The sequence below is a fragment of the Streptomyces herbicida genome (assembly GCF_032656585.1).
GTDB lineage: Bacteria > Actinomycetota > Actinomycetes > Streptomycetales > Streptomycetaceae > Streptomyces > Streptomyces herbicida.
In genome coordinates, this window is record NZ_JAUYWJ010000002.1 from 213,187 (window position 1) to 236,507 (window position 23,321).

Below are 23,321 nucleotides of genomic sequence, written 5' to 3' on the forward strand. Positions count from 1 at the left end.
AGCAGGGCCTCAGTGCACGAGCGCCCGCTCCTCCTCCACCAGGAGCTGCTCGCCCTCGCCGTCCCCGCCGCCTTCCAGATGCTGCGCCGGACGTTTCGGCAGCGCGAACATCAGCAGGAAGATCACGCCCAGCACCGCGGCGACCCAGCCCAGCGCGTGCTGGAAGGCGTGCACGAATGCCGGTCCCACCTGGGCCCGGGTCAGCCGGTCACCGATCTCGCCGAAGAACACCACCGAAACCAGCCCGAGCCCGAGCGCATTGCCCATCTGCTGCACCGTGTTGATCAGCCCGGAGGCGGAACCGGCGTGCTCGCGCGGCACCCCGGAGAGCACCGCGTCCGTCAGCGGGGCGACGATCAGACCCATGCCCACGCCCATCACGACGAGCGGGAGCGCCATCTGCCAGGAGGCGATGCCGAGGCCGTAGCGCTCGGACTCCGCCATGTAGATCAGGACGCCGATCGCCATCACCAGCGCGCCCGCCTGGAGCACCTTGCGGCCGAACCGCGGGACCAGCTTCTGCACGGACATCCCGGCCGCCACGGAGACCGCGATCGAGAACGGCACCCCGGTCAGACCGGCCCGCAGCGGGCTCCAGCCGAGGCCCACCTGCATGTACAGCGTCCACACCAGGAAGAAGATGCCGAGCGAGATCCCGAACACGGTCTGCACCGCGATGCCCGCCGCGAAGCTCTTCACCTTGAACAGCGACAGTTCGACCAGCGGGGAGCCGTCCCGCGCGCCCTTGCGCTGCTCGTATGCCACCAGCGCTCCGAAGACGACGAGCGAGCCGGCCATCGACGCATCGCCCCACAGCGGCCAGTCCAGCTCACGGCCGCGGGTGAGCGGGTAGAGCAGCATCAGCAGGCCCAGCGTCACCAGCGCGACACCGACCAGGTCCAGCTTGAGTGCCTTCGGGGCCTTGGACTCCGAGATGAAGCGGCTGCCGAGGATCAGGGCCGCGATGCCGACCGGCAGGTTGATGAGGAAGATGGGCCGCCATTCGAGGCCGAACAGGTTCCACTCCGTCAGCAGCGCGCCGAGCAGCGGGCCGGAGACCGCGCCCAGGCCGACGATCGCGCCGAAGAGGCCGAAGACCTTGCCGCGCTCGTGCGCCGGGAAGGTGGCATGCACGATCGACAGAACCTGCGGCACCATCATCGCCGCCATGCCGCCCTGCAGGATGCGCGAGGCGACCAGCATCTCCGGGTTCGCGGCGAAGCCGCACAGCGCGGAGGCGAGGGTGAAGCCGCCGATGCCGATCAGGAACATCCGGCGGCGGCCGTGGATGTCGCCGAGACGACCACCGGTGATCAGGCCGGCCGCGAAGGCGAGCGCGTAACCGGCGGTTATCCACTGGATCTGGCTGAAGGTGGCGCCGGCGTCCTGCTGGATCGACGGAATCGCGATGTTGACGATCGTGACGTCGACGAGGTCCATGAAGGCCGCGGTCATCACGATCGCGAGGGCGAACCAGCGACGTCGGTCGGCCGCCGCGCCGGTGCTGTCGGCAAGGGTTTCGGTGGAGGTCATGCACTGAAGGTAGGACCCCAGTAGGTCAGATCATGTCCTAGTTGTGCGGCATCCTCGACAGCATGACGACGGATACTCCGGCTCGGCTTCTTCAGCTCCTCTCGCTGCTCCAGACGCCCCGTGAATGGCCCGGCGGCGAGCTCGCCGACCGGCTGGGGGTGTCGCGTCGCACGGTTCGGCGTGACATCGACCGGCTGCGGGAGCTCGGGTATCCCGTGCAGGCGACCATGGGGGCCGACGGCGGATACCGGCTGGTCGCCGGAAAGGCCATGCCGCCGCTCGTGCTCGACGACGAGGAGGCGGTGGCGATCGCGGTCGGGCTGCGGGCCGGGGCCGGGCACGCGGTGGAGGGGGTGGACGAGGCGTCGGTGCGGGCGCTGGCGAAGCTGGAGCAGGTGCTGCCCTCGCGGCTGCGCCACCGGGTGTCGACGCTCCAGGCCGCAACGACACCGCTGACCAGCGGGGACGGGGCGAGCATCGCGCCCGAGACGCTGACCGTGATGGCGTCCACCGTGGCCGGGCGGGAGCGGTTGCGCTTCGCCTACCGGGCCGGGGACGGCACCGAGTCGCGGCGGCTGACGGAGCCGTACCGGCTGGTGTCGACCGGGCGCCGTTGGTACCTCGTCGCGTACGACCTCGACCGGGACGACTGGCGCACCTTCCGGGTCGACCGGGTCAGCGATCCGTTCGCCACGGGGGCGCGGTTCGCGCCGCGGGAGTTGCCGGCCGGGAGCGCGGCGGAATATCTGCGGCGGTCGATCCAACGGCGGCAGGAGACCTACGAGTTCACGGTCGCCTTCGCGGCGCCGGCGGACGACGTCGCCGCGCGTCTGCCCCGGTGGCTCGGCGCGCCGGAGCCGGACGCCGGGCAGGGCTGCGTCGTGCGGGGCGCCACCGGGGACCCCGTGGACTGGCTGGCGGTCCGGCTGGCGATGACGGGCCTCGACTTCACCGTTCGGGAGCCTGCGGAACTCATCGACTGTGTACGGGAGTTGGGTGCGCGCTTGAGCAGGGCGGCAGGCGCCTGAGCGGCCTTACGGCCTCGCCCTACCCGTCGGTCTCCCCCGCGCCCCTTCCCCAAGGAAAGTCCCGCAACGCCCCGAGGTTCCGCAGTGCCAGCGCCGCCGGTCCCTCCGGACCCGAAGGCGGGGCGGGCGTCGCGGCCCAGGACTCGACCGCCACGCGTACGGCGGCGCTCACGACCGCGGCGGTGAAGCGGAGTTCCGGGGTGGGGGCGATCCCGGCGGCAGACTTGTCTGCCCTCTCGCCGGCAACGTTGTCGGCCGTCCCGGCGGCAGAGTTGTCTGCCGTGCCGGCGGGAGCCGTCCGTGCCGTCAGGACCTCCGCCAGGGTCTGCTCCGACGCCTGGCACACCTCCGCCCACACCTTGCTCAGCGCGGGACTCGTGCGGGCCAGGCCGATGAGGGTGCGGACCCACTCCCAGGAGGCGGCGGAGACGCCGGCGCCGGGGGTCAGGGTGTGGCGCACCGCGTGCTCCAGGGCCTCCGGAACCGACAGCGCGGCGGGGGCCGTGCGGACCGCCTCCACCCAGCGCTGGGCGCCCGCCGCGTAGAGGGGTGCCACCGCCTCCTCCTTGGTGGCGAAGTAGCGGTAGAAGGTGCGCGGGGCGACCCCGGCGGCCTGGGCGATGTCCTCGGCGCGGGTGGCGCGCAGCCCCTGGCCGACGAAGAGCGCGGCCGCCGCCCGGGCGATCTCCATCCGGGTCTCCGCCTTGCGGCGCTCCGTCAGGGATACCGGAGGGGCGGAGGGAAAGCGCTGGTCAGAGGAGTGGTCGGCAGGGCTGGGGGTGCTCACTTCGGCAGGCTATGCCCATGTGGCAGAATCTGCCATCCGGCGGGCCACCCCGGGGTTCAGGTACGGGGTGACCCGCCGATTCAACGTGCCCGGCCACAGGTCTTCGGCATACGCCTTGAAGCAGGCCCTGACACAGGCCCTGGCACAAGAAGGAGCCGAGCTCCGGCACCCGGGGGGAGTGGCGCCGAAGCCCGGCTCTGGGAGGGTCCCGGCGCCGGGGGGGAATGCGTCGGGACGCGTGGCTCAGGGTGGTCGTGGGGTCGAGGGAGTGCGGTCCCGATCCCCGAACTCCTGGGCCCTGAAAGGTTGTTCCCTGGGCCCCGAGAGTTGAAGCGGCGGTACAGAGCCATGTTTGCGCTGTCTTCCGCCACCCGGCGTACGCGGGAGACAGGGGCCGTACGTCACTCGGCGCCCATGGAGCCACACGCGCCCCCACGTGTCCGCTCCGGTGACCGTTCAGTGCCGCTACGCCGCCGCGTCGAACCCGGTGTCGCGTGCCAGCTTCTTCAGCTCGAGCAGCGCGTGCTTCTCGATCTGGCGGATGCGTTCGCGCGTCAGCCCGTGCTCCTTGCCGACCTCGGTGAGCGTGCGCTCCCGGCCGTCCTCGATGCCGTACCGCATCTTGATGATGGAGGCCGTGCGCTGGTCGAGGCGGCCGATCAGGCCGTCCAGTTCCTCGCTGCGCAGGAGTGTCAGGACCGACTGCTCCGGGGAGACCGCCGAAGTGTCCTCCAGCAGGTCACCGAACTGGGTCTCGCCCTCGTCGTCCACCGACATGTTCAGGGAGACCGGGTCACGGGCCCAGTCCAGCACGTCGGTGACGCGTTCCGGGGTGGAGCCGAGCTCGGCGGCGATCTCCGCGGGCTCGGGCTCGCGCCCGTTCTCGCGGTTGAACTCGCGCTGCACGCGGCGGATCCGGCCGAGCTCCTCCACCAGGTGGACGGGCAGTCGGATCGTGCGGGACTGGTCCGCGATCGAGCGCGTGATCGCCTGGCGGATCCACCAGGTGGCGTACGTGGAGAACTTGAAGCCCTTGCGGTAGTCGAACTTCTCCACCGCGCGCACCAGGCCGGCGTTGCCCTCCTGGATCAGGTCCAGCAGGGGCAGGCCGCTGCGGGGATAGCGTCGGGCCACCGCCACGACCAGCCGGAGGTTGGAGCGGATGAAGATGTCCTTGGCGCGCTCCCCCGCAGCGACCAGCGCCTCGAGTTCCTCGCGGCTGGCGTCCGTGGTGGACTCCTCGTATCCGTCGAGGACCTGTCGCGCGAACACACCCGCCTCTATGGTCTGGGACAGCTCGACCTCCTTGGCGGCGTCGAGCAGCGGTGTGCGCGCGATCTCGTCGAGGTACATGCCGACCAGGTCGCGGTCGGCGATCTCGCCGCCATGGGCGCGAACACTGCTTGCCGCGTCGGCCGTCTCGCCGGTGGCGGACTGACGACGGGCGACGGCACGGGTTGCCATGCGTGCTCCCTTGCGATGGTGGGTCAGCGGGTGGTCCTGGACGCCCGGCACTCCGAGAACTCCTGGGACTCTGCTCGAGTGCCCTGCATCCGATGGAAACAACGACTGGAATCCGGACAGAATTCCCAACCCGCCCCCCGATTTTTCTGATCATGCAGTACCCTGCGCGCCACACAGGGAGGCGAGATGTCGTCGGAACCTACAGAGGTGCAGGTCAGGCCAGGAGCCGAGCGTGACCTCGAAGCCCTCACGGACATCTACAACCACTACGTACGTGAGACTCCGATCACCTTCGACACCGCAGTCTTCACGCCGGAAGAGCGGCGCCCCTGGCTGCTCTCCCACCCGGAAGACGGCCCGTACCGCCTGATGGTTGCCATGGAGGCGGACTCACAGGAGATTCTGGGTTACGCCACATCCAGTCCTTACCGGGCGAAGCCCGCGTACTCCACCTCCGTGGAGGTAACGGTCTACCTCGCCCCGCACGCCGGGCGCCGCGGCATCGGCACGCTCCTGTACGAAGCCCTCTTCAAAGCCCTGGAGAGCGAGGACCTGCACCGCGCCTACGCCGGCATCGCCCAGCCCAACGAGGCGTCCACGCGACTGCACGAACGCTTCGGGTTCCGGTACGTCGGTACGTGGCGCGAGGTGGGCCGCAAGTTCGGCAGGTACTGGGACGTGGCCTGGTACGAGAAGGAGCTGTGATCCCGCGGAGGGAAATCAGCCGAACTGCACCGACCGCTTCGCCATCCCCATCCAGAACCCGTCGATCACCGACTTCTGCGCGTCAAGCTCACCGCCGGCCTCCGCCGCGCCCATGGTGACGAACAGCGGGGCGAAGTGCTCGGTGCGCGGGTGGGCGTACCGGCCGGCCGGGGCCTTGTCGAGGAAGTCCAGCAGGGCGTCCCAGTCGCGCGCCTCCAGCGCGCGCCGGCCCCAGTCGTCGAACTCGGAGGACCAGCTGGGCACCCCGTCGCCCGTGTACCGCAGCGCGGCCAGGTTGTGGGTGAAGAAGCCCGAGCCGACGATCAGCACACCCTCGTCACGCAGCGGGGCCAGCCTGCGGCCGATCTCCATCAGCCGCACCGGGTCGAGGGTGGGCATGGAGATCTGCAGGACGGGGATGTCGGCCTCGGGGAACATCTCCACCAGTGGGACGTACGCGCCGTGGTCGAGGCCGCGGTCCGGAATGTCCTGGACCGGCATGCCGGGGGCGCGCAGCAGCTTCCGTACGGACTCGGCGAGCTCTGGTGCGCCGGGAGCGCCGTACTTCACCTGGTAGTAGTGCTCCGGGAAACCCCAGAAGTCGTACACGAGAGGGACGGCCTGCGTGGCGCCGAGGGCGAGGGGGGCCTCCTCCCAGTGGGCGGAGACCATGAGGATCGCCCTGGGCCGGGGCAGGCCGGCGGACCAGGCGGCGAGCTGGCCGGGCCAGACCGGGTCGTCGGCCAGCGGCGGGGCTCCGTGACTGAGGTAGAGGGCGGGCATGCGCTCCTGGGCGGCGGCGGACATGACGGCGGCTCCCTCCGGTGGATCCCACGGACCCATTGCTTTAACTCTCAAGCTCTCCCGAACAGAGTACGCCGCACTTGTTCAAGTTTCAAGGAGATTCCTCGTACAGTGGACCGCATGAACACGGCATCCGAATCCGCCGCGGACGGCCGCTGGCTCTCCGCCGAGGAGCAGCGCGTCTGGCGCTCGTATCTGCACGCCACCACCCTGCTCGAGGACCACCTCGACCGTCAGCTGCAGCGCGACGCGGGCATGCCGCACATCTACTACGGCCTCCTCGTCCAGCTCGCCGAGGCCCCGCGCCGCCGGCTGCGGATGACCGAGCTGGCCATGAAGGCGAAGATCACCCGCTCCCGTCTCTCGCACGCGATCGCACGTCTGGAGAAGAACGGCTGGGTGCGGCGCGAGGACTGTCCCTCCGACAAGCGGGGCCAGTTCGCGGTGCTCACCGAATCGGGCACCCAGGTGCTGCAACGCACCGCGCCGGGCCATGTGGCCGCCGTACGCCAGGCGTTGTTCGAGCGCCTCAGCCCCGAACAGCAGAAGACCCTCGGCCAGATCATGGAGATCGTCGCCGAGGGTCTTCAGCCGGACGAAGCGGGTGCGGACCTGCCCTGGCTCCGCTGAGCCGCTCACTCGCGGAGCCGGGGCAGGTCCTTCGGGGTCGTACGTACGGGGTTCCCCCTCCGCATACGTACGCGAAGCTCCCGGAGTGGTGGGCCTACGCCTCAGTGGGCGACGACCGGCACCGCCACCTCGTCCTCGACGCCCTCACCGGAGGCCACCGTGGTGGTGTCCTGGCTGCCGGCGTTGACGAAGGTCGTGACGATCACCGCGGCGAGCACCAGCATGCCGACGGCGAACCAGATCGCGTTGGTGTAGCCGTGCACCATGCCCTCCAGCTGGACCAGCTGCTGCTGGGGCTTGGAGGTGGCGGTGGCGATGTGGTCCTTGATGTACGAGGTCGTCGCGGAGGCGGCGATCGTGTTCAGCAGGGCCGTACCGATCGCGCCGCCCACCTGCTGCGAGGTGTTGACCATCGCGGAGGCGACACCGGCGTCCCGGGGCTCGACGCCCAGGGTGGCCAGGGACATGGCGGGCATGAACGCCGTACCCATGCCGAGGCCGAGCAGCAGCATCGACGGCAGGACGGTCGAGGCGTACGAGGAGCCGATCTCCAGCTGGGTCAGCAGGAACATGCCGCCCGCCGCGACCAGGAAGCCGGGGCCCATCAGCAGCCGCGCCGGGACGCGGATCATCAGACGCGTGCCGATCTGGGTCGAGCCGACCATCATGCCGAAGATCATCGGCAGGAAGGCGAAGCCGGTCCTGATCGGCGAGTAGCCCTTCACGACCTGCAGGTAGTAGGTCAGGAACAGGAACGTGCCGAACATCGCGATGATCGCGATGCCGAGGGAGAGGTAGATGCCGCCGCGGTTGCGGTCGGTGACCACGCGCAGGGGCAGCAGCGGGGCCTTGACCCTGGCCTCGGTGACGACGAAGGCGAACAGCAGCAGCGCCGACGCGACGAACAGGGAGACGGTCACCGCGTCGCCCCAGCCGTCGGACTCGGCGCGGGTGAAGCCGTAGACCAGGGAGACCAGACCCAGGGTGGACAGGATCACGCCGGGGATGTCGAGCGGGGAGCGGTTGCGGCCGCCCTCGGGCTCACGGATGACGAAGTACGCACCGGCCGCCGCGACGATCGCGAACGGGATGTTGACGAAGAACGTCCAGCGCCAGTCCATGTACTCGGTGAGCACACCGCCGAGGATGAAGCCGACGGCACCGCCGCCACCGGCGATCGCGCCGTAGATGCCGAAGGCCTTGGCGCGCTCCTTGGCGTCCGTGAACATCACGGCGAGCAGGGAGAGCGCGGCCGGGGCGAGCAGGGCACCGAAGACACCCTGGAGGGCGCGGGCGCCGAACATCATCGCGCCGGTGGTCGCGGCGCCGCCGAGCGCGGAGGCGGCCGCGAAGCCGACGAGACCGACGACGAAGGCCCGCTTGCGGCCCCACAGGTCGGCTATCCGGCCGCCGAAGAGCAGCAGGCCGCCGAAGGCGAGCGCATAGGCCGTGACGACCCACTGGCGGTTGCCGTCGGAGATGCCCAGGTCCTGCTGGGCGGAGGGCAGCGCGATGTTCACGATGGTGGCGTCGAGGACGACCATCAGCTGGGCGAGCGCGATGAAGACGAGCGCTTTCCAGCGGTTGGCGTCGCCGGTCTGCGCGACGCCGCCGGGAGCCTTTGCGGCTGTTTCAGACATGGGTGTACCCACTTCGGGACTTCGTGACGGAAAAAGGCGTTGAGTGAGGACGGCCCGTCCTCGTGGACGGCCGGAAGCTTCGTTGCAGTGATGACCGGAGTACGGCCCTGAACTGATCGATCGGGCGATGGATCGTCGGACTGGGCGTCGTCAGGTTTTCGTCGGGCTCGGCGTCGTCATGTTTTCGTCGGGCTCTCGTCTGGCTGTGGTCAGGCTCTGGTCAGGCTTGGCGCAGGTCCTCCATGGTCACGGTCGTGCCCGGCAGGACGGATCGGGCCGGAGCGCGCAGCCCGTCCAGGAACAGCTGCAGATGGCGGTGTACGAAACGGTCGGCGCTGGGGCATCCCGTCCCGGCCGGGGGCCGGCTGAGCTGGGCCACGGCGACCATCAGATCCCCGACACCCACGTCCGTGCGGAGCAGTCCGGCCTCCTTGGCCCGGTCCATGAGATCCCCGACGATCCGCTCGACGCGTTCCCGAGCGGCCTCCAGATCGGGGTGGTGCTTGTCGAAGGCGCTGGAGATCATCGGGCACAGCGCGCTGATCCGCTCGTCGGCGGAAACGTGCACGAAGCGCTCCAGCGCCTCGAAGGCGTCGCCGGTCTCCGCGAGAGCGTGCTCCGCCGCGCGCACCGTACGGTCCAGGACCGAGCAGACGACCTCACGGACAAGGGCGTCGCGGTCCGGGAAGTTCCGGTACACCGTGGCGTTGCCGACGCCGGCCCGGCGGGCGATCTCGTCGAGCGGGACGTCGGGGCCGTGCTCGACGAACATCTCCCGGGCGGCGGTGACGATCCGCTCCCGGTTGCGCAGGGCGTCGGCGCGGGGCCGGGTCGTCTTGCGCGTTGCGGGGTGCGGAGAAGTCACGGTCTGCACGGCGTCCTCCTCGGGCGGGTCGTGGGTTCGCGGGTGGCGATGCGGTCGGTCTACTGGTGTTGCTACGGCTTGCGGTGTTGCTCCGGCTTGCCGGGGGCGATCCGGGGACGATCCGGGGAAGCAATCCCCGTTTCGCTCGGACACAGGTCTAAACGGGGAAACGATCCCCGGTTATTTCCCACCCCTGAAGAGATTTCATGTGAGCTAGGTCACACTTCTACCGGCGGGAAACCCACGATCGGCCCCTCCAGCGCGCGCCCCCCGCCCCGGCGACCCAGGGTGATCGAAAGGGTGCAGCCGGAGACCGGTGGCTGCCGTGGAGCGAGAGGTCCATGCATGCAGCCGCCGCCGATCTCCCGCCGGATACGCCCGCGCCGCGTGGCGGCCCTCACGGCCGTGACCGCGCTGATCCTCGCGGTCAGCACCTCGGCCGGGACCGGTCACCTCACGGCGGGCTCCACCTCGCGCGGGGCGGGCCCCATCGCCCTGGCCCGCACCCCCGCCCTCAGCCCCTGTCTGATCAGTGGGAAGCTCGAGGTCCAGATGACGGAGGGCATCCCCACCCCGGGCGGCTACTCCCGCTCCACCGGCACCGTCCATGCGCTGACTTTGATGGTCGACTTCCCCGACGCGCCCGGCGAGGGCGACGCGCTCGACCGCTTCCACGAGTTCTTCCCGCAGACCCAGGAGTGGTTCCGCACCGCCTCCTACGGCCGCCTCGACTACCGCCCCGAGACCCCGGTCCCGCACTGGCTGCGGATGCCCAAGCCGTTCGCGGCGTACGGCATAGAGCGCGGCGCCCCCTTCGACCCCGGCTACCGCCTGCTCGTCCAGGACATCGTGGCCGCCGCCGACCCCGAGGTGGACTTCCGCTCGTACGACCTGCTGAACGTGCTGGTGACCCCCAACGCGGGCCCGTCCGCCCTGGACACCGTCCTGTCCGTGACCTTCGCCGGCAACGCCGAGGCACCCGTCGCCGACGGCGTCCCCGTCGCCAACGCGTCCTTCGTCTACTCCCGCCAGGACGACGGCTCCGGCACCTACGACCGGACCGGCTACCGCGTGCTCCCGCACGAGAACGGCCATGTCTTCGGCCTGCCCGACCTCTACACCCAGGAGGGCGGGGGCGCGGTCGGCCACTGGGACATCATGAGCGAGGACTGGGGCGCCAACAACGACCTGCTCGGCTGGCACAAGTGGAAGCTGGGCTGGCTGGACGCGAACCAGGTGAGCTGCGCGGCGGCCCGGGGCAGCAGGGAGTACACGCTGACGCCGCTGTTCCGCACCGGCGGCCACAAGCTCGTCTTCGTGCCGGCCACCGGCCGCAGCGGCTACGCCGTCGAGCTGCGCGCCCGAGGCGGCAACGACGAGACCGTCTGCCACCCCGGTGTCCTCATCTACCGGGTCGACGCGAACGTCGACACCGGCCGCGGCCCCATCACCGTCTACGACGCCCACCGCGGCACCGGCGGCTGCACCCGCAGCCCCAACGTCCACGCGGAGCTCTCCGACGCGACCTTCGCCCCCGGCGAGACCTTCAAGGATCCGGGCAGGGGGATCACCATCGCGGTGACGGCGGCGGACCTGGCCGGCGACTACAAGGTGCGGGTGACGCGGAGATAGGCAGGTGGGGCGGGGATTACGGTAGGCGTGCCGCAGCCCGTATCCGGAGAACCGAGACCGATGCCCGCCGACACCGCAGTGGACGCCCAGGCCCCGACGGAGGCCGCCGTACCGCCGCCCGAGGCGGTCACGCCCCTCATCCGCGGAATCGCCGTACTGCGGCAGCTGACCGACGCCGGCGGCACCCTCAGCCCGAGCGCCCTGGAACGGACCACGGGCCTCGCCCGCTCGACGGTCGACCGCATCACCGCAACGCTCGCCCGCATGGGATACGTCCGCCTCGACGGCCGGGACGCGATCCTCACCCCCCGCGTAATGGAACTGGGCAACGCGTACCTGTCCGCCCTGCGCCTGCCGACCCTGCTGTCCCCACACGCAGACGCCCTGGCCGACGAACTGGACGAATCAGTCTCACTGACCGTCTCCGACCGGGACGGCATCCGCTTCATCCACCAGGCCACCCGCCGCCGCGCCATGTCCCTGAGCTTCCGCATCGGCGACCTGCTCCCCACCGAACGCACCGCGCCGGGCCCACTGTTCGCCGCGGAATGGACCGACGGGGACTGGACCCACTGGCACGAACGCCGGGCGACGGACCCAAAGGACGCCACCTTCACGGCAGTACCACCAAAAGCCGATACGCACCCACCCACCCCGGACGAAGACTTCGTACGACGCACGGAGCTCGCTTCCAGCCAGGGCTGGGCACTGGACGACCAACTGATCGAACCGGGCCTGGTCGCGATCTCCGTCCCCGTACGGGACCCGCACACGGGCCGGGTGGCCTGCGCGGCCAGCGTGGTGAGCCACACCAGCCGCCACACCGCGGCGGACCTGTGCGACATCCTGCTCCCCCGCCTGCGCACGGCGGTCACGGCGATGGAGACGGAACTGCGCGACGCGCCCCCGCCGGACCCCGGCCCGCCCCCGTCCGGCCTGGCGACCTGGACGACGGCGTCCAAGCACGAACTGGGCCGCGACTTCGTCGAATCCCTGGCCCGCGGCCTGACGGTGCTGACCGCCTTCGGCGAGGGCCGCTCGGAACTGACCCTCACGGATGTGGCAAAGGCAACGGGCCTGACAAGGGCGACGGCCCGCCGAGCCCTGATCACGTACACACACCTGAACCTGGTAACCCCGACCCCCGGCGGCGGATTCACCCTCACCCCCCGAGTCCTCGCCCTGGGCTTTCCACCCCTGTCCCGCACGACCCTCCCCCACTTGGCGGCCCCACACCTCCGCGCACTGACGGACAGCCTGAACGAACCAGCCTCCCTGGCGATCCTGACCCACCCGGGCCCGGACGCGGAGATCCAGTACACGGCCAGAGCCACGACGTCCCGCGTCCTGACGGCCGACATCACGGTGGGCACACGCCTGCCCGCCGCCGCGACCTCCCTGGGCCGCGTCCTCCTGGCGGACACCCCGCCCTTCGCGGATGTCCGCGCCCAGGGCTACGCCCTCGTCGACGAGGAACTCGAATCCGGCCTCCGCTCGATCGCGGTACCGGTCCGGGACCGCGACGGCAGGACGATCGCCGCCGTGAACGTGGCCACGCACGCGGCGCGCCGTACCCTGGAGGACTGCGTGACCACGCTCCTCCCCGAACTCACGACGACGGCAACCCGAATCCAGACGGACCTGCACACAGCGTCCCGCTTCACCCACGTCCCACTGTCCTGACCCCCACACCCCCACCGACCGGATCCGGTACGCTGACGCCTGTGACCCAAGCGGCCACGATCCGCCTTCGTAGCTCAGGGGATAGAGCACCGCTCTCCTAAAGCGGGTGTCGCAGGTTCGAATCCTGCCGGGGGCACACTGCCTGACCAGGCAATATGTATCGAACAGGCCCCTCGGAGTGATCTCCGAGGGGCCTGTTTCGTGCCTGGTGGGGACAGGGTGGGGACACGGCGTGTGTGCCGTATGTGTGCTGCCTCCCGCAGGCCGACGGTCCGGCTAGGCGGCCGCCTCATCTGCGGCTTCGGGTGCGGCCTCTGCGGGGCCGACCATGGGATGGACTTCCGCTCCCGCCACGTCGCCGGAGCGAGGCGCAGCGGGAGCCGGGGACTCCGTGGGCTCGGCGGCCGGTACGAGCTGAGGACCTTGCGGCGCGTCGTCCCCGCCCTGCCCACCCTGCTGTGTCGCCTTGCGCGGGACGAGCGCCACGGGCGCGTCCGCAGCCTCCACCTCGAGCTGTGGGAGAACGCTGGTGTAGGTGTCGGCGGTGAGCTTGAACGAGGAGTGCCCAAGCAGGACCTGAATGGCCTTCATGTGGACGCCGGCCGCCAGGGACAGCGTCGCAGCGCAGTGGCGCAGGTCGTGAAGCCGGATCGGCGGCAGGCCCAACTTCTGGACCAGCCGGTTGAAGACCTGGGAGAGGTACTCCGGGTGGTACGGACGGCCGTCCTCCCACGTGAAGACACGACCGGAGTCGACGTACGGCCCGTGCTTCTTGGGCTCCTTGCGGTGCTTCTCCTCCCACTCCGCGCGCTCGGCCTGCTGACGTCGCCGCCAGAACTTCAGGAGCTCGTGGGTCTGGCTGTCGAGCCGGACGGTGCGGGCGCCGCTCTCGCTCTTGGGGGTGTCCTCCCAGACGTCGTAGGAGGCAGCGACGAGCTGCTCACTGATATGGACGGTGCCGGCGGTCATGTCAGTCTCACGCCAGGGCAGGCCGCAGGACTCACCGCGCCTGGTGCCCCGGAAGACCATGAGGTGGAACATCGGGTAAAGCCGGTGCTCGGCGACGCCGTCGAGGAAGGCGCCGGTCTGCTCAGCCGTCCAGACCATGACCGGCCCCGGCTTCTCCCCCGTCTCGCGCCAGCGCGCGACGCGCTCGTCGGTCCACACGAGCGGCTTGGGCGGTGCGTACTTCGGCAGGACCAGGTGCTGGGCCCAGTTCTCGCTGATGAGCTTCTCGGTGTTCTTGGCGTAGTCGAGCGCTGCGCTGAGCTCGTTCTTCATCTTGAGCTGCACGCCGGGGCCGGTGATGTACCGCGGCTTCTTGCGGGCTTCGCGCAGCTTCTCCTTGGCCGCGTTCCAGCGCTGCCGCAGTTCGGGCGGGCGCGGCTTGGCAGCCTCCTTCCAGGCGCGGTGGGCGGCCTCGCACTCCAGCCTGGCGACCTCGGCGGCGTGTGCGTTGGCGGCGTGCTGCTCGTTGTCGCGCCAGATCTGCTGGAACATCTCCTGGATGTGCCGGGTGCGCAGGTCGCGCATCTTGATGTGGCCGAGGTTCGGGATGAAGACCCGGTGGATGTGGTCTTCGTAGGTCTTCCAGGTGGACCGCTTGAGGTCGACGCGCTTGGCGAACCAGCGGAGCAGGAACTGCTCGACCGTCTCGTCCGAGAGCACGTCGATGCCGTCCTGGGCCTTGTCCCAGATCTCCTGGGCTGCCTCCTCGGCCTTCTTCTTGGTAAGGAACCCGCCCTTGCGTGGTCGACGCCGCTCTCCCTTGGACCCCGGCGGCAGTTCGACGTAGTAGTACCAGCTGCCGTGGTCCCTCTTGCCGAGGTCGGGGCACTCTGCCCCGAGCTCCCTCATCTTCGGTCTGTTCTTGGCGTCGAGGACGGGAGAGCCGTCCTCGCCCGTGACGGGTTCCTTGCAGCCGCAGCGCCTGTAGACCGAGCCCTTGAACACATCCCCTCCTGCCTGTCGTGTGAGCAGCCACGATGCGGCGATCATATGTGGAGACAAATGAATCGTCTGACAACGACTTGGCGCCGGATGACTGCCAGGCGGATCCGACTCACCCAGATTCTGACCGCAAAACTCGTGGCTGACCGTGTGGCCACCGAACGAAGCCGCACACCACATGTGTGGCAGCAGACAGCGACGACCGCGCTCGACGACTTCCAGCACGATCTTGTCCGGCCGCCCGAAGAGAACTTAGACTCGATCGGGACTTCCTGGGAGGCGCGGGGGCGGAACAGGAGAGTCTGACCATGCGAGATCGAAACGATCCGGCCACCGAGAACACAGCGGTGGTGGTGCGTCCATGACGCGGGACGAGGTCCTGGCCTTGCCCGTGACGGTCGACGTACTGACGGCTGGCAGGGCGTTCGGCTTCAGCCGGAACACCACGTACGAACTGATCAGGTCCGGCGAGTTCCCTGTGCCCGTGCATCCTTACGGCAAAGGCAAGCGCAGGGTGCTGACGTCGGAGCTGTGGGCGGCTCTGGGCGTGCGTCCGGAGTAGCGACGGTCTGCCCCGAGGGAGCACTTCGTCGGCGCCGCCGCCCACTGGCGTACGCCTCCGTTGCGGCGGCGAGCTCGCGCCGCCACCGACCCACGCGAGTCGGCGGGTCTGGGCAGGGCGTGATCCAAGTGCGGTACGGTCTTCTCGACATCGGCGGTGCGCACTGACGCGCCTCCCGAGACCGCTCAACTGCGGTTTCGCCCGCTCAGAACCCGCCGATCACCTTCCAGCGGGGAATTCATGCATTTGCAGGCCAACTTCAAGTTGGCATACTGCGCCCTACAGATCGAAACCCAACACGTAAGCGGTGGATGGCAGGGTTCACATGTAGGGCTGACAGTGCTGCGCCTTCGCATACCATATGGGTGACACCGGGGGATTTTGGGCTGGAGAGAGCATGAGGGCATACGGCCACGAAACGGACGGCGTGACTGCCGTTCCCGAGGAGGCTGCTCACCTGGCGGCGGCGGCCAAGCGTCTTCTCGAGGGGAAGAAGACGCTCACAGAGACCGCGGACTGGATGACGGAGAACGCCGGACCGACGGTCTCCGGGCGACCATGGTCGCCGACGACACTACGTCGCCGACTACGGAACCCGGCAATCGCCGGCCTCAAGGAGAACGGCGAGGGCGAACTGGTTCCGGGGCCGGCCGAGCAGCTGATCGATCGCACGACGTTCGACGCCCTGCAGGAGCTATTCCAGGAGAACAAGAAGGGCCAGGGCACGAAGCCGAAGCACGTCCACTACCTGTCAGGAGGCATCGCGACATGCACCCTGTGCAGGCAGCCCCTGGTGGCCCGGTCTACAGCGAACGGCGGACGGGGGTACGTCTGCGAGACCGAGGGCTGCGGCAAGGTCCGGATCTCCGCTGAGCCGCTGGACGAGTACATCGGGGAGCGGGTCGTAGCTCGCCTGCAGGGCCCCACGCACCTCAAGCGGCTGGCCGCCGTCCGCGACAGGTACGCCGCCGAGGCTCGCGAGGCGGAGCGGTTCCTGATGGAACTGAGCGGACACAAGAACGAGTTGGCGCACGCCTATGGGGCGAAGGAGATGAACCTCGGCGAGTACAGGACGGCCAAGGCCGCTCTGGAAGGGCGGCGCACCGCGGCGATGGCGGACGTACGTCGTGGCAAGGCGCTCGAGCAACTCCCGGAGCTGACCCCTAAGGGAGTCGAGACCTGGTGGAACGAGACCGCTGGCCGCGAGCAGCGCCGCAACCTCGTTCAGCTCGTCGTGCGCGAGGTGCGCGTTGGGCCGGCCACCGTACGGGGCTCGCGGAAGTTCGACGAGGCCCGCTTCGAGATCTTCTGGCGATGGAAGTGACAACTGGCAAACGGATCACTGAGGTTCGAGGTGTCGGACAGGACACTCTTCGTTCGGACATTTGTTTGCACTGACGAGTAACCCCGAATACGCTGACGATCTCGCTCTCTGTGGAAGACCTCGTCACCGCTCGTGGTGCGTCCTTGCGACGCTCCCGCAGAGGGCGGTCGGGAGCGCAGGGGGGCCGAGACTGCGCCATGGCTCAAGGGGAGGAGCATGAACCGGCGCGACTCGTCGCGGGCGGACAGACGGACCGACGGGGGCGGGGTGAACCCGGCGACGGACGTCGATCCACCGGGCGAGGACGACTGGCTCGATGGGGAGATCCTCAAGGTCTTGATGGGGGCGGACGTTGAGTTCGAGCCCGAGGATTTGGGGTCAACATGTGTCGAGGAAGAGTAGAGCCATCTGAGCAAGTTCATTTAGACAAGAGCCCCGGCCGCCAACGATAGGCGGCCGGGGCTCACTCGGTTCAACCCCCCGGCGAACACGGGGCAATCCCGGCAACCCATCTCCAAATAACACTTGACGGTCAAGATCGACTGACAATAGTATTTAGTCATCACCTCACAGGAACACATCCTGCGAGACCGAGAGTGCGAGGAGCCAGCGACATGAACGTCACCGAGGCGAACATCCAGGTCACCGCGATCCCGCTCGCGGACATCGAGCCCAACCCGGACCAGCCCCGCAAGTTCTTCGACGAGGCCAAGCTGGAGGAGCTGGCGGCCCAGTTCCGCTCGGTGGGGCAGCTCCAGCCCATCGTGGTCCGCCCGGCCGGCGACAAGTTCCAGATCGTGATGGGTGAGCGCCGCTGGCGGGCGATGCACCTGGTGGAGGGCGCCACCACCATCGAGGCCAAGATCGTCGGCAGCGTGGACGACGAGAAGGCGTTCGTGATGGGCATCTCCGAGAACATCGGCCGCGCGGACATGACGCTGATGGAGGAGGCACAGGCGTACGCCGACCTCGTCGGGTTCGCCTACACGGCAGAAGGCATCGCGGAGATGTTCGGCAAGACCACCGACTACGTGCGGTGGCGGATGGACCTGCTGAACCTCACCACGGACATCGCGGAACTGGTCTCCGAGGGCAAGATCAAGGCCGACTTCGCCTGGTACCTGTCGAAGCTCACGCCGGCGAACCAGAAGGTTGCGGTCACCCGGTACATGAAGGGCGACTTCAAGACCGAGACGGACGCCTCCACCTTCGCGCAGGCCCTGCGGATGAAGGAGAACCAGGAGGGCTTCTTTTCCGAGAAGGAGCTGTCGGAGAAGGAGAAGGAGGACAAGGCCAAGGAGCGCAAGCAGGCCAAGGGCAAGGTGGACCAGGTCGAGCGGGCCGGCACCCTCCTGGAGGAGCTGGCGAAACTGACGCCGACGGAGCTGGCGGACCTGTTCGAGGGAGAGGTTGGCAAGCAGCTGGACGCGGTGGACAGGGTCCGGAAGGCGGCGGCCGAGGCGGTGAAGAAGCTGCGGAAGGCGAAGGCGATGTCGGAGGCGAAGCAGCTGACGGTGCGGCCGGAGCTGGCGGTTGAGCCGGAGGAGGTCGAGGGCGAGGAGGAGCCGAGCGAGGCCGAGATCGCCGAGGTCGCGACAGAGGAGCCCTCGGAGGCGGAACTCGAGTCTGCCGCCTGAGCTCCTGCGTGGGCGCGTGCGTTACAGCTGGGACCCGGGGGCGGGTCCCAGCTGTTTCGTGTCGGCGAGCACTCGGGGCGGCGTGCGCGGGATGGGGTGGTTGTGGGGCGCAGGTGGGGCAGCAGGTGGGCCACCTCGACGATAAAACAATATTGACGCGCAGGACCGCTTGACGATAGAATGTTATTGCCGAAAGTCGGCACCTTGAGAACCAGCGAGCGCGTCGCAGGTGCGCGGAACGATCCCGGCGGCCGGCCAGGGAGGCAGCTCCCCGGCCGGCCGCTGACTTGCAGTGACGCCCCTCATGACGCGCGGAAAGGTGGGCGACATGGAAGTCGTCGTCGAAGAGGGCGGGCGCCTGGACCCGGATCAGGCGGCCGGTCTCCTGGCAAGTGGCGTGGTGACGCCAGGGCGCCGATGGCTGGCAGCCGCGCTGGGCACGGTGATCCCCTGCCGGTCGTGCGGGCGGCACCTACGGGTGGGCCCCGTATCGGGACCCGGGAGTGACACCGTGGCGGTGGACAGTGAGGGTCGCCTCGTGTTCGGCTCCGGCAGCGTCGCGCGGGACGCGCTCGGTGCGCGGCTGTGCGACGCCTGCTTCGAGCTCGCCGGGTGGGAGAACACCCACAGCGACGAGGGCCATAAGGAGAAGCCGGACCCGGACTGCCCGCTGTGCGGTACGGCAGAACCGGCGCGAGGGAGGAACGTGTTCGAGCTGTTCACGCACAGGTACCAGGGCTTCGAGCCGTCGATGGGCGTACCGGTGCGCATCACCCTGGGCGCGCCGCGGTGGACGCTGCCGTACGCGCTGGAGCACCAGGTGCGGGAGGCGGCGCCGAGTCGCGAGTACTTCGGGTCGGCGCGCCCGGCGTACGAGGAGGCGTATCTGGCCCAACTGGACCGGCACGGCGTGGAGTTCTTCGCGTCGCGGTTCCAGGAGATCGCGGTGGCGGCCGGGGATCTGCGGCTGGTGCTGCTGTGCTTCGAGGACCTGTCGAAGCCGGAGCAGTGGTGTCACCGGCGGATGTTCGCCGCTTGGTGGCAGGAGAAGACCGGCGCGAAGGTGAGGGAACTTGGGCCGCTGGGGCCCGCGTACGAGCAGGGGACGCTGCTGTGAGCGATGAGCGCAGGCCCAACTGGGCCGAGATGAGGCCGGAGGACTTCGAGGCCCCGCCCCGGCCGAAGCCGGCACCGCCGGGCCAGATGGAGCTGTTCGAGCCTGGGCCGGCGAAGGCGAAGGCGAAGCCGGGTCGCCCGGAGAAGTGCCCGATGGGGACGCTGAGCCTGCTGGACATGCTGGCGCTGGAGCAGTGATGCCGGTCGTCCCGGCCTGACGATCCATGTGGCGGGTGCGGTATCGCACCCGCCACATGTGTTGTGACAGTCCTTCGTCTGGTAGCGTTCGATTGTGGCGGGGTGATCTTCCCGGTTGGCCCCGCCGCGCGCCGGTAGTGCATCTGGTAGCACGCCCCGCCCCCGGTGGGGAGGAGCTCGTTCGAGTCGGGCCCGGCGCTCGAGGACGCGTCCGCACAGGCACGTGGTGCGGAGCCGACCAGCCAAGGAACCATCCCCCTCCAGGCGTCCCCCGCGCCTCCTGGTTCCCAGGCGGTCCGGCACGGCAGGACCAGCCCCCTGCCCCTCCGGGCCCGCGTCCCACCCCTCGACGAGGGCTCAAGTCCGAAAAGAAGGAAGAAGTCACCACAGCGGGGAGGCCCGGTGTTCCACGGCTCGATCCCCGCGGACCTTCGCGCGATCATCCACGAGCACGCCACAACCTGGCGCGGCCAGGCCGAGGACATCTACGTCGGCTGCTCGGGCAACTTCACCATCGAACGCGTCCTGCACGACTCGGGGTTCCGGCTCCACGGCTGCGACGTGCAGCTGTACTCCTCCGCGATCGGCTGGTACCTGGCCGGGCAGGAACTGCCCATCACCACCCGCGCCGAGCCGGCAGACGAACTCGACTGGCTGGCCTCGTACTTGGACGGCCGGGCCGGGACACTCGCCGTTGTGCTGCTCGGCTCCCGGTTCTTCCAGTGGATCGGGCGCGGCGACCACCCGTACTACGGACGGATGTTGGCGGCGTACCAGCAGCAGTTCCCCGAGCTGCACGCGAAGACGGTCGCGAAGATCGAGGCGCTCCCGCTGCGGCTGGCGTCGTACGCGCCGATGGACGTGAACCAGTGGCTCGCCGAACAGGTCCCGGCGGACGCTCCTGTCGTCGCCTTCCCGCCGTTCTACGCCGGGGACTACGAGGGCCAGTTCGCGGCCTTGGACAAGCACCTGGACTGGCCGGCACCGGAGTACCCGACGCTGGACGACGCGGCGAAGCAGACCCTGATCGAGCGCATCACCGACCGTCCGCACTGGGTCCTCGGCCTGCACTACGACGTCGCCGAGCTGGCCGACCACCTGCGTGGTCAGGTGCAGACGGCCAACCGCGGCCTGCCGATCAACGTGTACTCGTCGGTGCCGCGGTCGCGGATCGTACGACCCAACCAGCGCCTGGAGCCGGTGCGCGCCCCGCGCCTCGTACCGGGCCAGCGCCTCGGCGAGACCCTGACGCTGGCCCCGCTGTCGATGGGCCAGTTCGCGACGCTGCGCTCCCAGTACATGAACCACAACATCCGCCCAGGCACACCGACGATGGCGCTCGCGGTGCTGGTCGACGGGGTCGTGGTGGGCGCCTTCGCGTTCTCGACGCCGAAGTACGACCCGCACAACGTGTACCTGCTCTCCGACTTCCCGGTGGCGCCGACGTCGTACGGGCGCCTGGCCAAGCTCGTGCTGTACGCGGCGCTGTCGACGGAGGCCCAGTTCCTGGCACAGCGGGCGATGAACACCCGCCTGACCCGGCTGAACACGACGGCGTTCACCCAGCGCCCGGTCTCCATGAAGTACCGCGGGCTGCTGCGCCTGAACTCCCGCAAGGACTCCACCGATCCCGCCTACCGCTACCAGCTTGATTACGGCGGCGAGTTGGGCCGCTGGTCGCTGGCCGAAGGGTTCGCACAGTGGAGGAGCAAGCACGGACAGGCCGAGGGACCGAAGGAGGACGGGAACCCATGAGTGAGCCGCTCAAGCCCCACATTGTCGAGGGCGACCCGCGTGAGCTGACGCTGCTGGATGTCAACGCACGGTTCATGCGGCATGAGCAGTTCCAGCGCCTCGTGGCGAACGTGCGCGCCGACGGGGCGCTGACCTCGACACCGCTGGTGTGGAACGACAGCGAGTCGGGGCGGTTGATCGTGCTGTCGGGCAACCACCGAACGAAGGCCGCCATCGAGGCCGGCCTGGAGCGGATCTGGTGGTTGGAGATCACCGAGCCGCTGCCGAGGCAGCGGCAGATCGCCTTGCAGCTGGCGCACAACGCGATCGTGGGCGAGGACGACCCGGCCACCCTCAAGGCGCTGTACGAGGAGCTGGAGGACGTCTCCATGCGCCTGTACTCCGGCTTGGACGACAAGACACTCGACCTGCTGGACGAGGTCAGCGTGCCGAGCCTCGCGGAGGCCAATCTCGACTTCGCGACAGTGCAGATCGTGTTCCTCCCGGACGAGAAGGAGGCCGCGGAGAAAGCCTTCGAGGCCGCGCGGAAGGCCGCCTCGGCCGACGCCCGCTGGCTCGCGCGCATCGAGCAGTACGAGAGCGTGCTGGACACGCTCGACACGGTGAAGGGCGCGCACAACATCGGCAACGTCGCCGCCGTGTTCGCGATCATCCTGGCGCTCGTCGAACGCCACCTCGGTGAACTGACGGAGGGCTGGTACGACCCGGACGAGCAGACCGCCACCCGCAAAGGCACCGCCCCGGTGGAGACGGTGCTGGCCACCCGCACAATGCCTGCCGACGCCGCGGCTGTCGTGCAGCGGGCCATCGACCGCATGGAGCGGGACGGCGACATCGAGGCCGGCCAGCGGTGGCGGGCCCTGGAGCTGTGGGCCGCCGACTACCTGGCGGGTGCGGCGTGAAGCGGCCCGGTGTGCGGGTCGGCCAGGTGTGGACCGACAACGACAAGCGCAGCGAGGGCCGCACCGTGCGCGTCGACGAGGTCGATGCCCGCTATGCGTACTGCACGGTGCTCACCGCAGCGACACCCGGCGGACGGACCGGGCAGCGGACCCGGATCGCGCTGGAGCGTATGCGGCCGACGAGTACGGGCTACCGGCTCCTGGAGGATGCGCCGTGAACGGGGAGCTGTACCGCAAGCTGCTCACCGAACGGTACGGGCCACTCGACCGACTGGAAGCCGAGCGCTTCCCGCAGGCCGTCGACCGGGCAGTGTCGGTCACCGGCACGAGCGAGGAGCAGTGGCGCCGCCAGGTCCGCGACATCGCCACGCGCTACGGCTGGCGGCTGCAGTACCACACGGCGGACTCTCGGCGCTCCGACCCGGGCTGGCCCGACGAGGTGTTCGGGCACCTCGGCCAGCGCCGCACGCTGTTCGTCGAGTTCAAGACCGACGCCGGGCGGATCCGCCCGACCCAGCGCGAGTGGCTGGCCCACCTCGCCGACAGCGGGTTCGAAGTCGCCGTATGGCGCCCTCGCGATCTGCCCACCGTCCTGCAGGTGCTGGGCCCGGCGCGGCAGCGGGCCGCCCTTCCCCCGAACTTCCGGAGGCCCGCCTCGTGAGCGGCCCGCACGCCGACGAGCTGAACCGGCTCCACGCCGAGATCGACCACCTGACCACCATCCACCGCACGGCCGCCGGCCTGGCCCGTGCCCTGACCAAACACCTCGCGGCCGAACCGTTCCACCTCGCCGACCAGCTCGCTCGTCTCCTCGCGGGCGAGCTGGAGCCTGACGACATCCCCGAAGGGAACGCACGATGAACCTCGCCAAGGACTCGGCGTCGTGGGAGCGCACTGTCTCCGTCACCCCGCTGCCCGACTCCGTACGCCGCAGGGCCGCCCTCCAGGTCGCCGCCCGCGCCACCGACGAGAAGCGCGCACAGCGTCGCGCCGACTGCGCCGACCTCCTAGCGCACCTCGGCCTCCTCGACCCGGCCCTGAGCAGCCCGTCCAGCTGAGACACAACGTCCCTGCGCAGGAGGGGAGCGGGAGGACAGACAGACCAG

24 protein-coding genes and 2 tRNA genes are annotated in these 23,321 nt (G+C 69.5%); 19 read left to right on the plus strand and 7 right to left on the minus strand.

Annotated features, from left to right (window positions below; translation table 11 throughout):
* Window positions 1-9: 9 nt before the first annotated feature.
* The gene (locus tag Q8A52_RS04650; RefSeq protein WP_316749106.1) at window positions 10-1,533 is read right to left on the minus strand and encodes an MFS transporter; all 1,524 of its coding nucleotides are present in this window, start codon (window positions 1,531-1,533) and stop codon (window positions 10-12) included.
* A 62-nt stretch (window positions 1,534-1,595) separates the two neighbouring features.
* On the opposite strand from Q8A52_RS04650, the gene Q8A52_RS04655 reads away from it, so the two are divergent.
* Window positions 1,596-2,561 (plus strand): helix-turn-helix transcriptional regulator, encoded by a 966-nt coding sequence (locus Q8A52_RS04655; RefSeq protein WP_316749108.1) that lies wholly within the window; start codon window positions 1,596-1,598, stop codon window positions 2,559-2,561.
* 19 nt (window positions 2,562-2,580) lie between these two features.
* On the opposite strand, the gene Q8A52_RS04660 is transcribed toward Q8A52_RS04655, so the two are convergent.
* Together Q8A52_RS04660 and Q8A52_RS04665 are read right to left on the minus strand one after the other, a co-directional pair.
* A complete protein-coding gene (locus Q8A52_RS04660; RefSeq protein ID WP_316749958.1) occupies window positions 2,581-3,252 on the minus strand; it encodes a TetR/AcrR family transcriptional regulator in 672 nt (223 codons plus the stop codon).
* A 561-nt stretch (window positions 3,253-3,813) separates the two neighbouring features.
* Window positions 3,814-4,812 (minus strand): sigma-70 family RNA polymerase sigma factor, encoded by a 999-nt coding sequence (locus Q8A52_RS04665; protein WP_316749110.1) that lies wholly within the window; start codon window positions 4,810-4,812, stop codon window positions 3,814-3,816.
* Between the two features lie 186 nt (window positions 4,813-4,998).
* Between Q8A52_RS04665 and Q8A52_RS04670 the strand changes: the two genes are divergently transcribed.
* Window positions 4,999-5,517, plus strand: coding sequence for a GNAT family N-acetyltransferase (locus tag Q8A52_RS04670; protein WP_316749112.1), 519 nt, complete (start codon window positions 4,999-5,001; stop codon window positions 5,515-5,517).
* A 15-nt stretch (window positions 5,518-5,532) separates the two neighbouring features.
* On the opposite strand, the gene Q8A52_RS04675 is transcribed toward Q8A52_RS04670, so the two are convergent.
* The gene (locus Q8A52_RS04675) at window positions 5,533-6,324 is read right to left on the minus strand and encodes a dioxygenase family protein (RefSeq protein WP_316749115.1); all 792 of its coding nucleotides are present in this window, start codon (window positions 6,322-6,324) and stop codon (window positions 5,533-5,535) included.
* A 117-nt stretch (window positions 6,325-6,441) separates the two neighbouring features.
* Between Q8A52_RS04675 and Q8A52_RS04680 the strand changes: the two genes are divergently transcribed.
* Window positions 6,442-6,951 carry a MarR family winged helix-turn-helix transcriptional regulator gene (locus tag Q8A52_RS04680; protein ID WP_316749118.1) on the plus strand — a complete coding sequence of 170 codons (510 nt, stop codon included), beginning with the start codon at window positions 6,442-6,444 and terminating at the stop codon, window positions 6,949-6,951.
* A gap of 101 nt (window positions 6,952-7,052) precedes the next feature.
* Here the strand turns inward: Q8A52_RS04680 and Q8A52_RS04685 are convergent, their stop codons facing one another.
* A complete protein-coding gene (locus Q8A52_RS04685; RefSeq protein ID WP_316749121.1) occupies window positions 7,053-8,591 on the minus strand; it encodes an MFS transporter in 1,539 nt (512 codons plus the stop codon).
* Between the two features lie 220 nt (window positions 8,592-8,811).
* Window positions 8,812-9,465 carry a TetR/AcrR family transcriptional regulator gene (locus Q8A52_RS04690; RefSeq protein ID WP_316749123.1) on the minus strand — a complete coding sequence of 218 codons (654 nt, stop codon included), beginning with the start codon at window positions 9,463-9,465 and terminating at the stop codon, window positions 8,812-8,814.
* Between the two features lie 336 nt (window positions 9,466-9,801).
* Between Q8A52_RS04690 and Q8A52_RS04695 the strand changes: the two genes are divergently transcribed.
* From Q8A52_RS04695 to Q8A52_RS04705, 3 genes are all read left to right on the plus strand, one after another.
* On the plus strand, window positions 9,802-11,088 hold the full coding sequence (locus tag Q8A52_RS04695) for a M6 family metalloprotease domain-containing protein (RefSeq protein WP_316749125.1): 1,287 nt from the start codon (window positions 9,802-9,804) through the stop codon (window positions 11,086-11,088).
* A 60-nt stretch (window positions 11,089-11,148) separates the two neighbouring features.
* Entirely contained in the window at window positions 11,149-12,771 is a 1,623-nt protein-coding gene (locus Q8A52_RS04700; RefSeq protein WP_316749127.1) for an IclR family transcriptional regulator domain-containing protein, read from the plus strand.
* A gap of 63 nt (window positions 12,772-12,834) precedes the next feature.
* Window positions 12,835-12,907, plus strand: a tRNA-Arg gene (locus Q8A52_RS04705).
* A 140-nt stretch (window positions 12,908-13,047) separates the two neighbouring features.
* Here Q8A52_RS04705 and Q8A52_RS04710 read toward each other — a convergent pair.
* Entirely contained in the window at window positions 13,048-14,724 is a 1,677-nt protein-coding gene (locus Q8A52_RS04710; RefSeq protein ID WP_316749128.1) for a tyrosine-type recombinase/integrase, read from the minus strand.
* Between the two features lie 358 nt (window positions 14,725-15,082).
* Between Q8A52_RS04710 and Q8A52_RS04715 the strand changes: the two genes are divergently transcribed.
* From Q8A52_RS04715 to Q8A52_RS04775, 13 genes are all read left to right on the plus strand, one after another.
* Window positions 15,083-15,283 (plus strand): helix-turn-helix transcriptional regulator, encoded by a 201-nt coding sequence (locus Q8A52_RS04715; protein ID WP_316749129.1) that lies wholly within the window; start codon window positions 15,083-15,085, stop codon window positions 15,281-15,283.
* A gap of 397 nt (window positions 15,284-15,680) precedes the next feature.
* Entirely contained in the window at window positions 15,681-16,607 is a 927-nt protein-coding gene (locus Q8A52_RS04720) for a recombinase family protein (RefSeq protein WP_316749131.1), read from the plus strand.
* A gap of 216 nt (window positions 16,608-16,823) precedes the next feature.
* Window positions 16,824-17,009 (plus strand): hypothetical protein, encoded by a 186-nt coding sequence (locus Q8A52_RS04725; protein WP_316749133.1) that lies wholly within the window; start codon window positions 16,824-16,826, stop codon window positions 17,007-17,009.
* Window positions 17,010-17,221: 212 nt separating this feature from the next.
* A complete protein-coding gene (locus Q8A52_RS04730; RefSeq protein ID WP_316749135.1) occupies window positions 17,222-18,244 on the plus strand; it encodes a ParB/RepB/Spo0J family partition protein in 1,023 nt (340 codons plus the stop codon).
* Between the two features lie 511 nt (window positions 18,245-18,755).
* Window positions 18,756-19,361 (plus strand): hypothetical protein, encoded by a 606-nt coding sequence (locus Q8A52_RS04735; RefSeq protein WP_316749137.1) that lies wholly within the window; start codon window positions 18,756-18,758, stop codon window positions 19,359-19,361.
* Window positions 19,358-19,558 carry a hypothetical protein gene (locus Q8A52_RS04740; protein WP_316749139.1) on the plus strand — a complete coding sequence of 67 codons (201 nt, stop codon included), beginning with the start codon at window positions 19,358-19,360 and terminating at the stop codon, window positions 19,556-19,558. Before Q8A52_RS04735 ends, Q8A52_RS04740 begins: the two co-directional genes overlap by 4 nt.
* Window positions 19,559-19,686: 128 nt before the next feature.
* A tRNA-Gly gene (locus Q8A52_RS04745) sits at window positions 19,687-19,758 on the plus strand.
* A 202-nt stretch (window positions 19,759-19,960) separates the two neighbouring features.
* Window positions 19,961-21,313, plus strand: coding sequence for a putative antirestriction adenine methyltransferase (locus Q8A52_RS04750; RefSeq protein WP_316749140.1), 1,353 nt, complete (start codon window positions 19,961-19,963; stop codon window positions 21,311-21,313).
* Complete coding sequence (locus Q8A52_RS04755; RefSeq protein ID WP_316749142.1) at window positions 21,310-22,215, plus strand: ParB/Srx family N-terminal domain-containing protein; 906 nt, start codon at window positions 21,310-21,312, stop codon at window positions 22,213-22,215. Before Q8A52_RS04750 ends, Q8A52_RS04755 begins: the two co-directional genes overlap by 4 nt.
* The gene (locus Q8A52_RS04760; protein ID WP_316749144.1) at window positions 22,212-22,433 is read left to right on the plus strand and encodes a DUF6354 family protein; all 222 of its coding nucleotides are present in this window, start codon (window positions 22,212-22,214) and stop codon (window positions 22,431-22,433) included. The genes Q8A52_RS04755 and Q8A52_RS04760 overlap by 4 nt, the downstream gene beginning before the upstream one ends.
* Window positions 22,430-22,876: a VRR-NUC domain-containing protein gene (locus Q8A52_RS04765; protein ID WP_316749145.1), complete on the plus strand. Its 447-nt coding sequence runs from the start codon at window positions 22,430-22,432 to the stop codon at window positions 22,874-22,876. Before Q8A52_RS04760 ends, Q8A52_RS04765 begins: the two co-directional genes overlap by 4 nt.
* Window positions 22,873-23,076 carry a hypothetical protein gene (locus Q8A52_RS04770; RefSeq protein WP_316749146.1) on the plus strand — a complete coding sequence of 68 codons (204 nt, stop codon included), beginning with the start codon at window positions 22,873-22,875 and terminating at the stop codon, window positions 23,074-23,076. Before Q8A52_RS04765 ends, Q8A52_RS04770 begins: the two co-directional genes overlap by 4 nt.
* The gene (locus tag Q8A52_RS04775; protein ID WP_316749148.1) at window positions 23,073-23,273 is read left to right on the plus strand and encodes a hypothetical protein; all 201 of its coding nucleotides are present in this window, start codon (window positions 23,073-23,075) and stop codon (window positions 23,271-23,273) included. Before Q8A52_RS04770 ends, Q8A52_RS04775 begins: the two co-directional genes overlap by 4 nt.
* Window positions 23,274-23,321 lie beyond the last annotated feature (48 nt).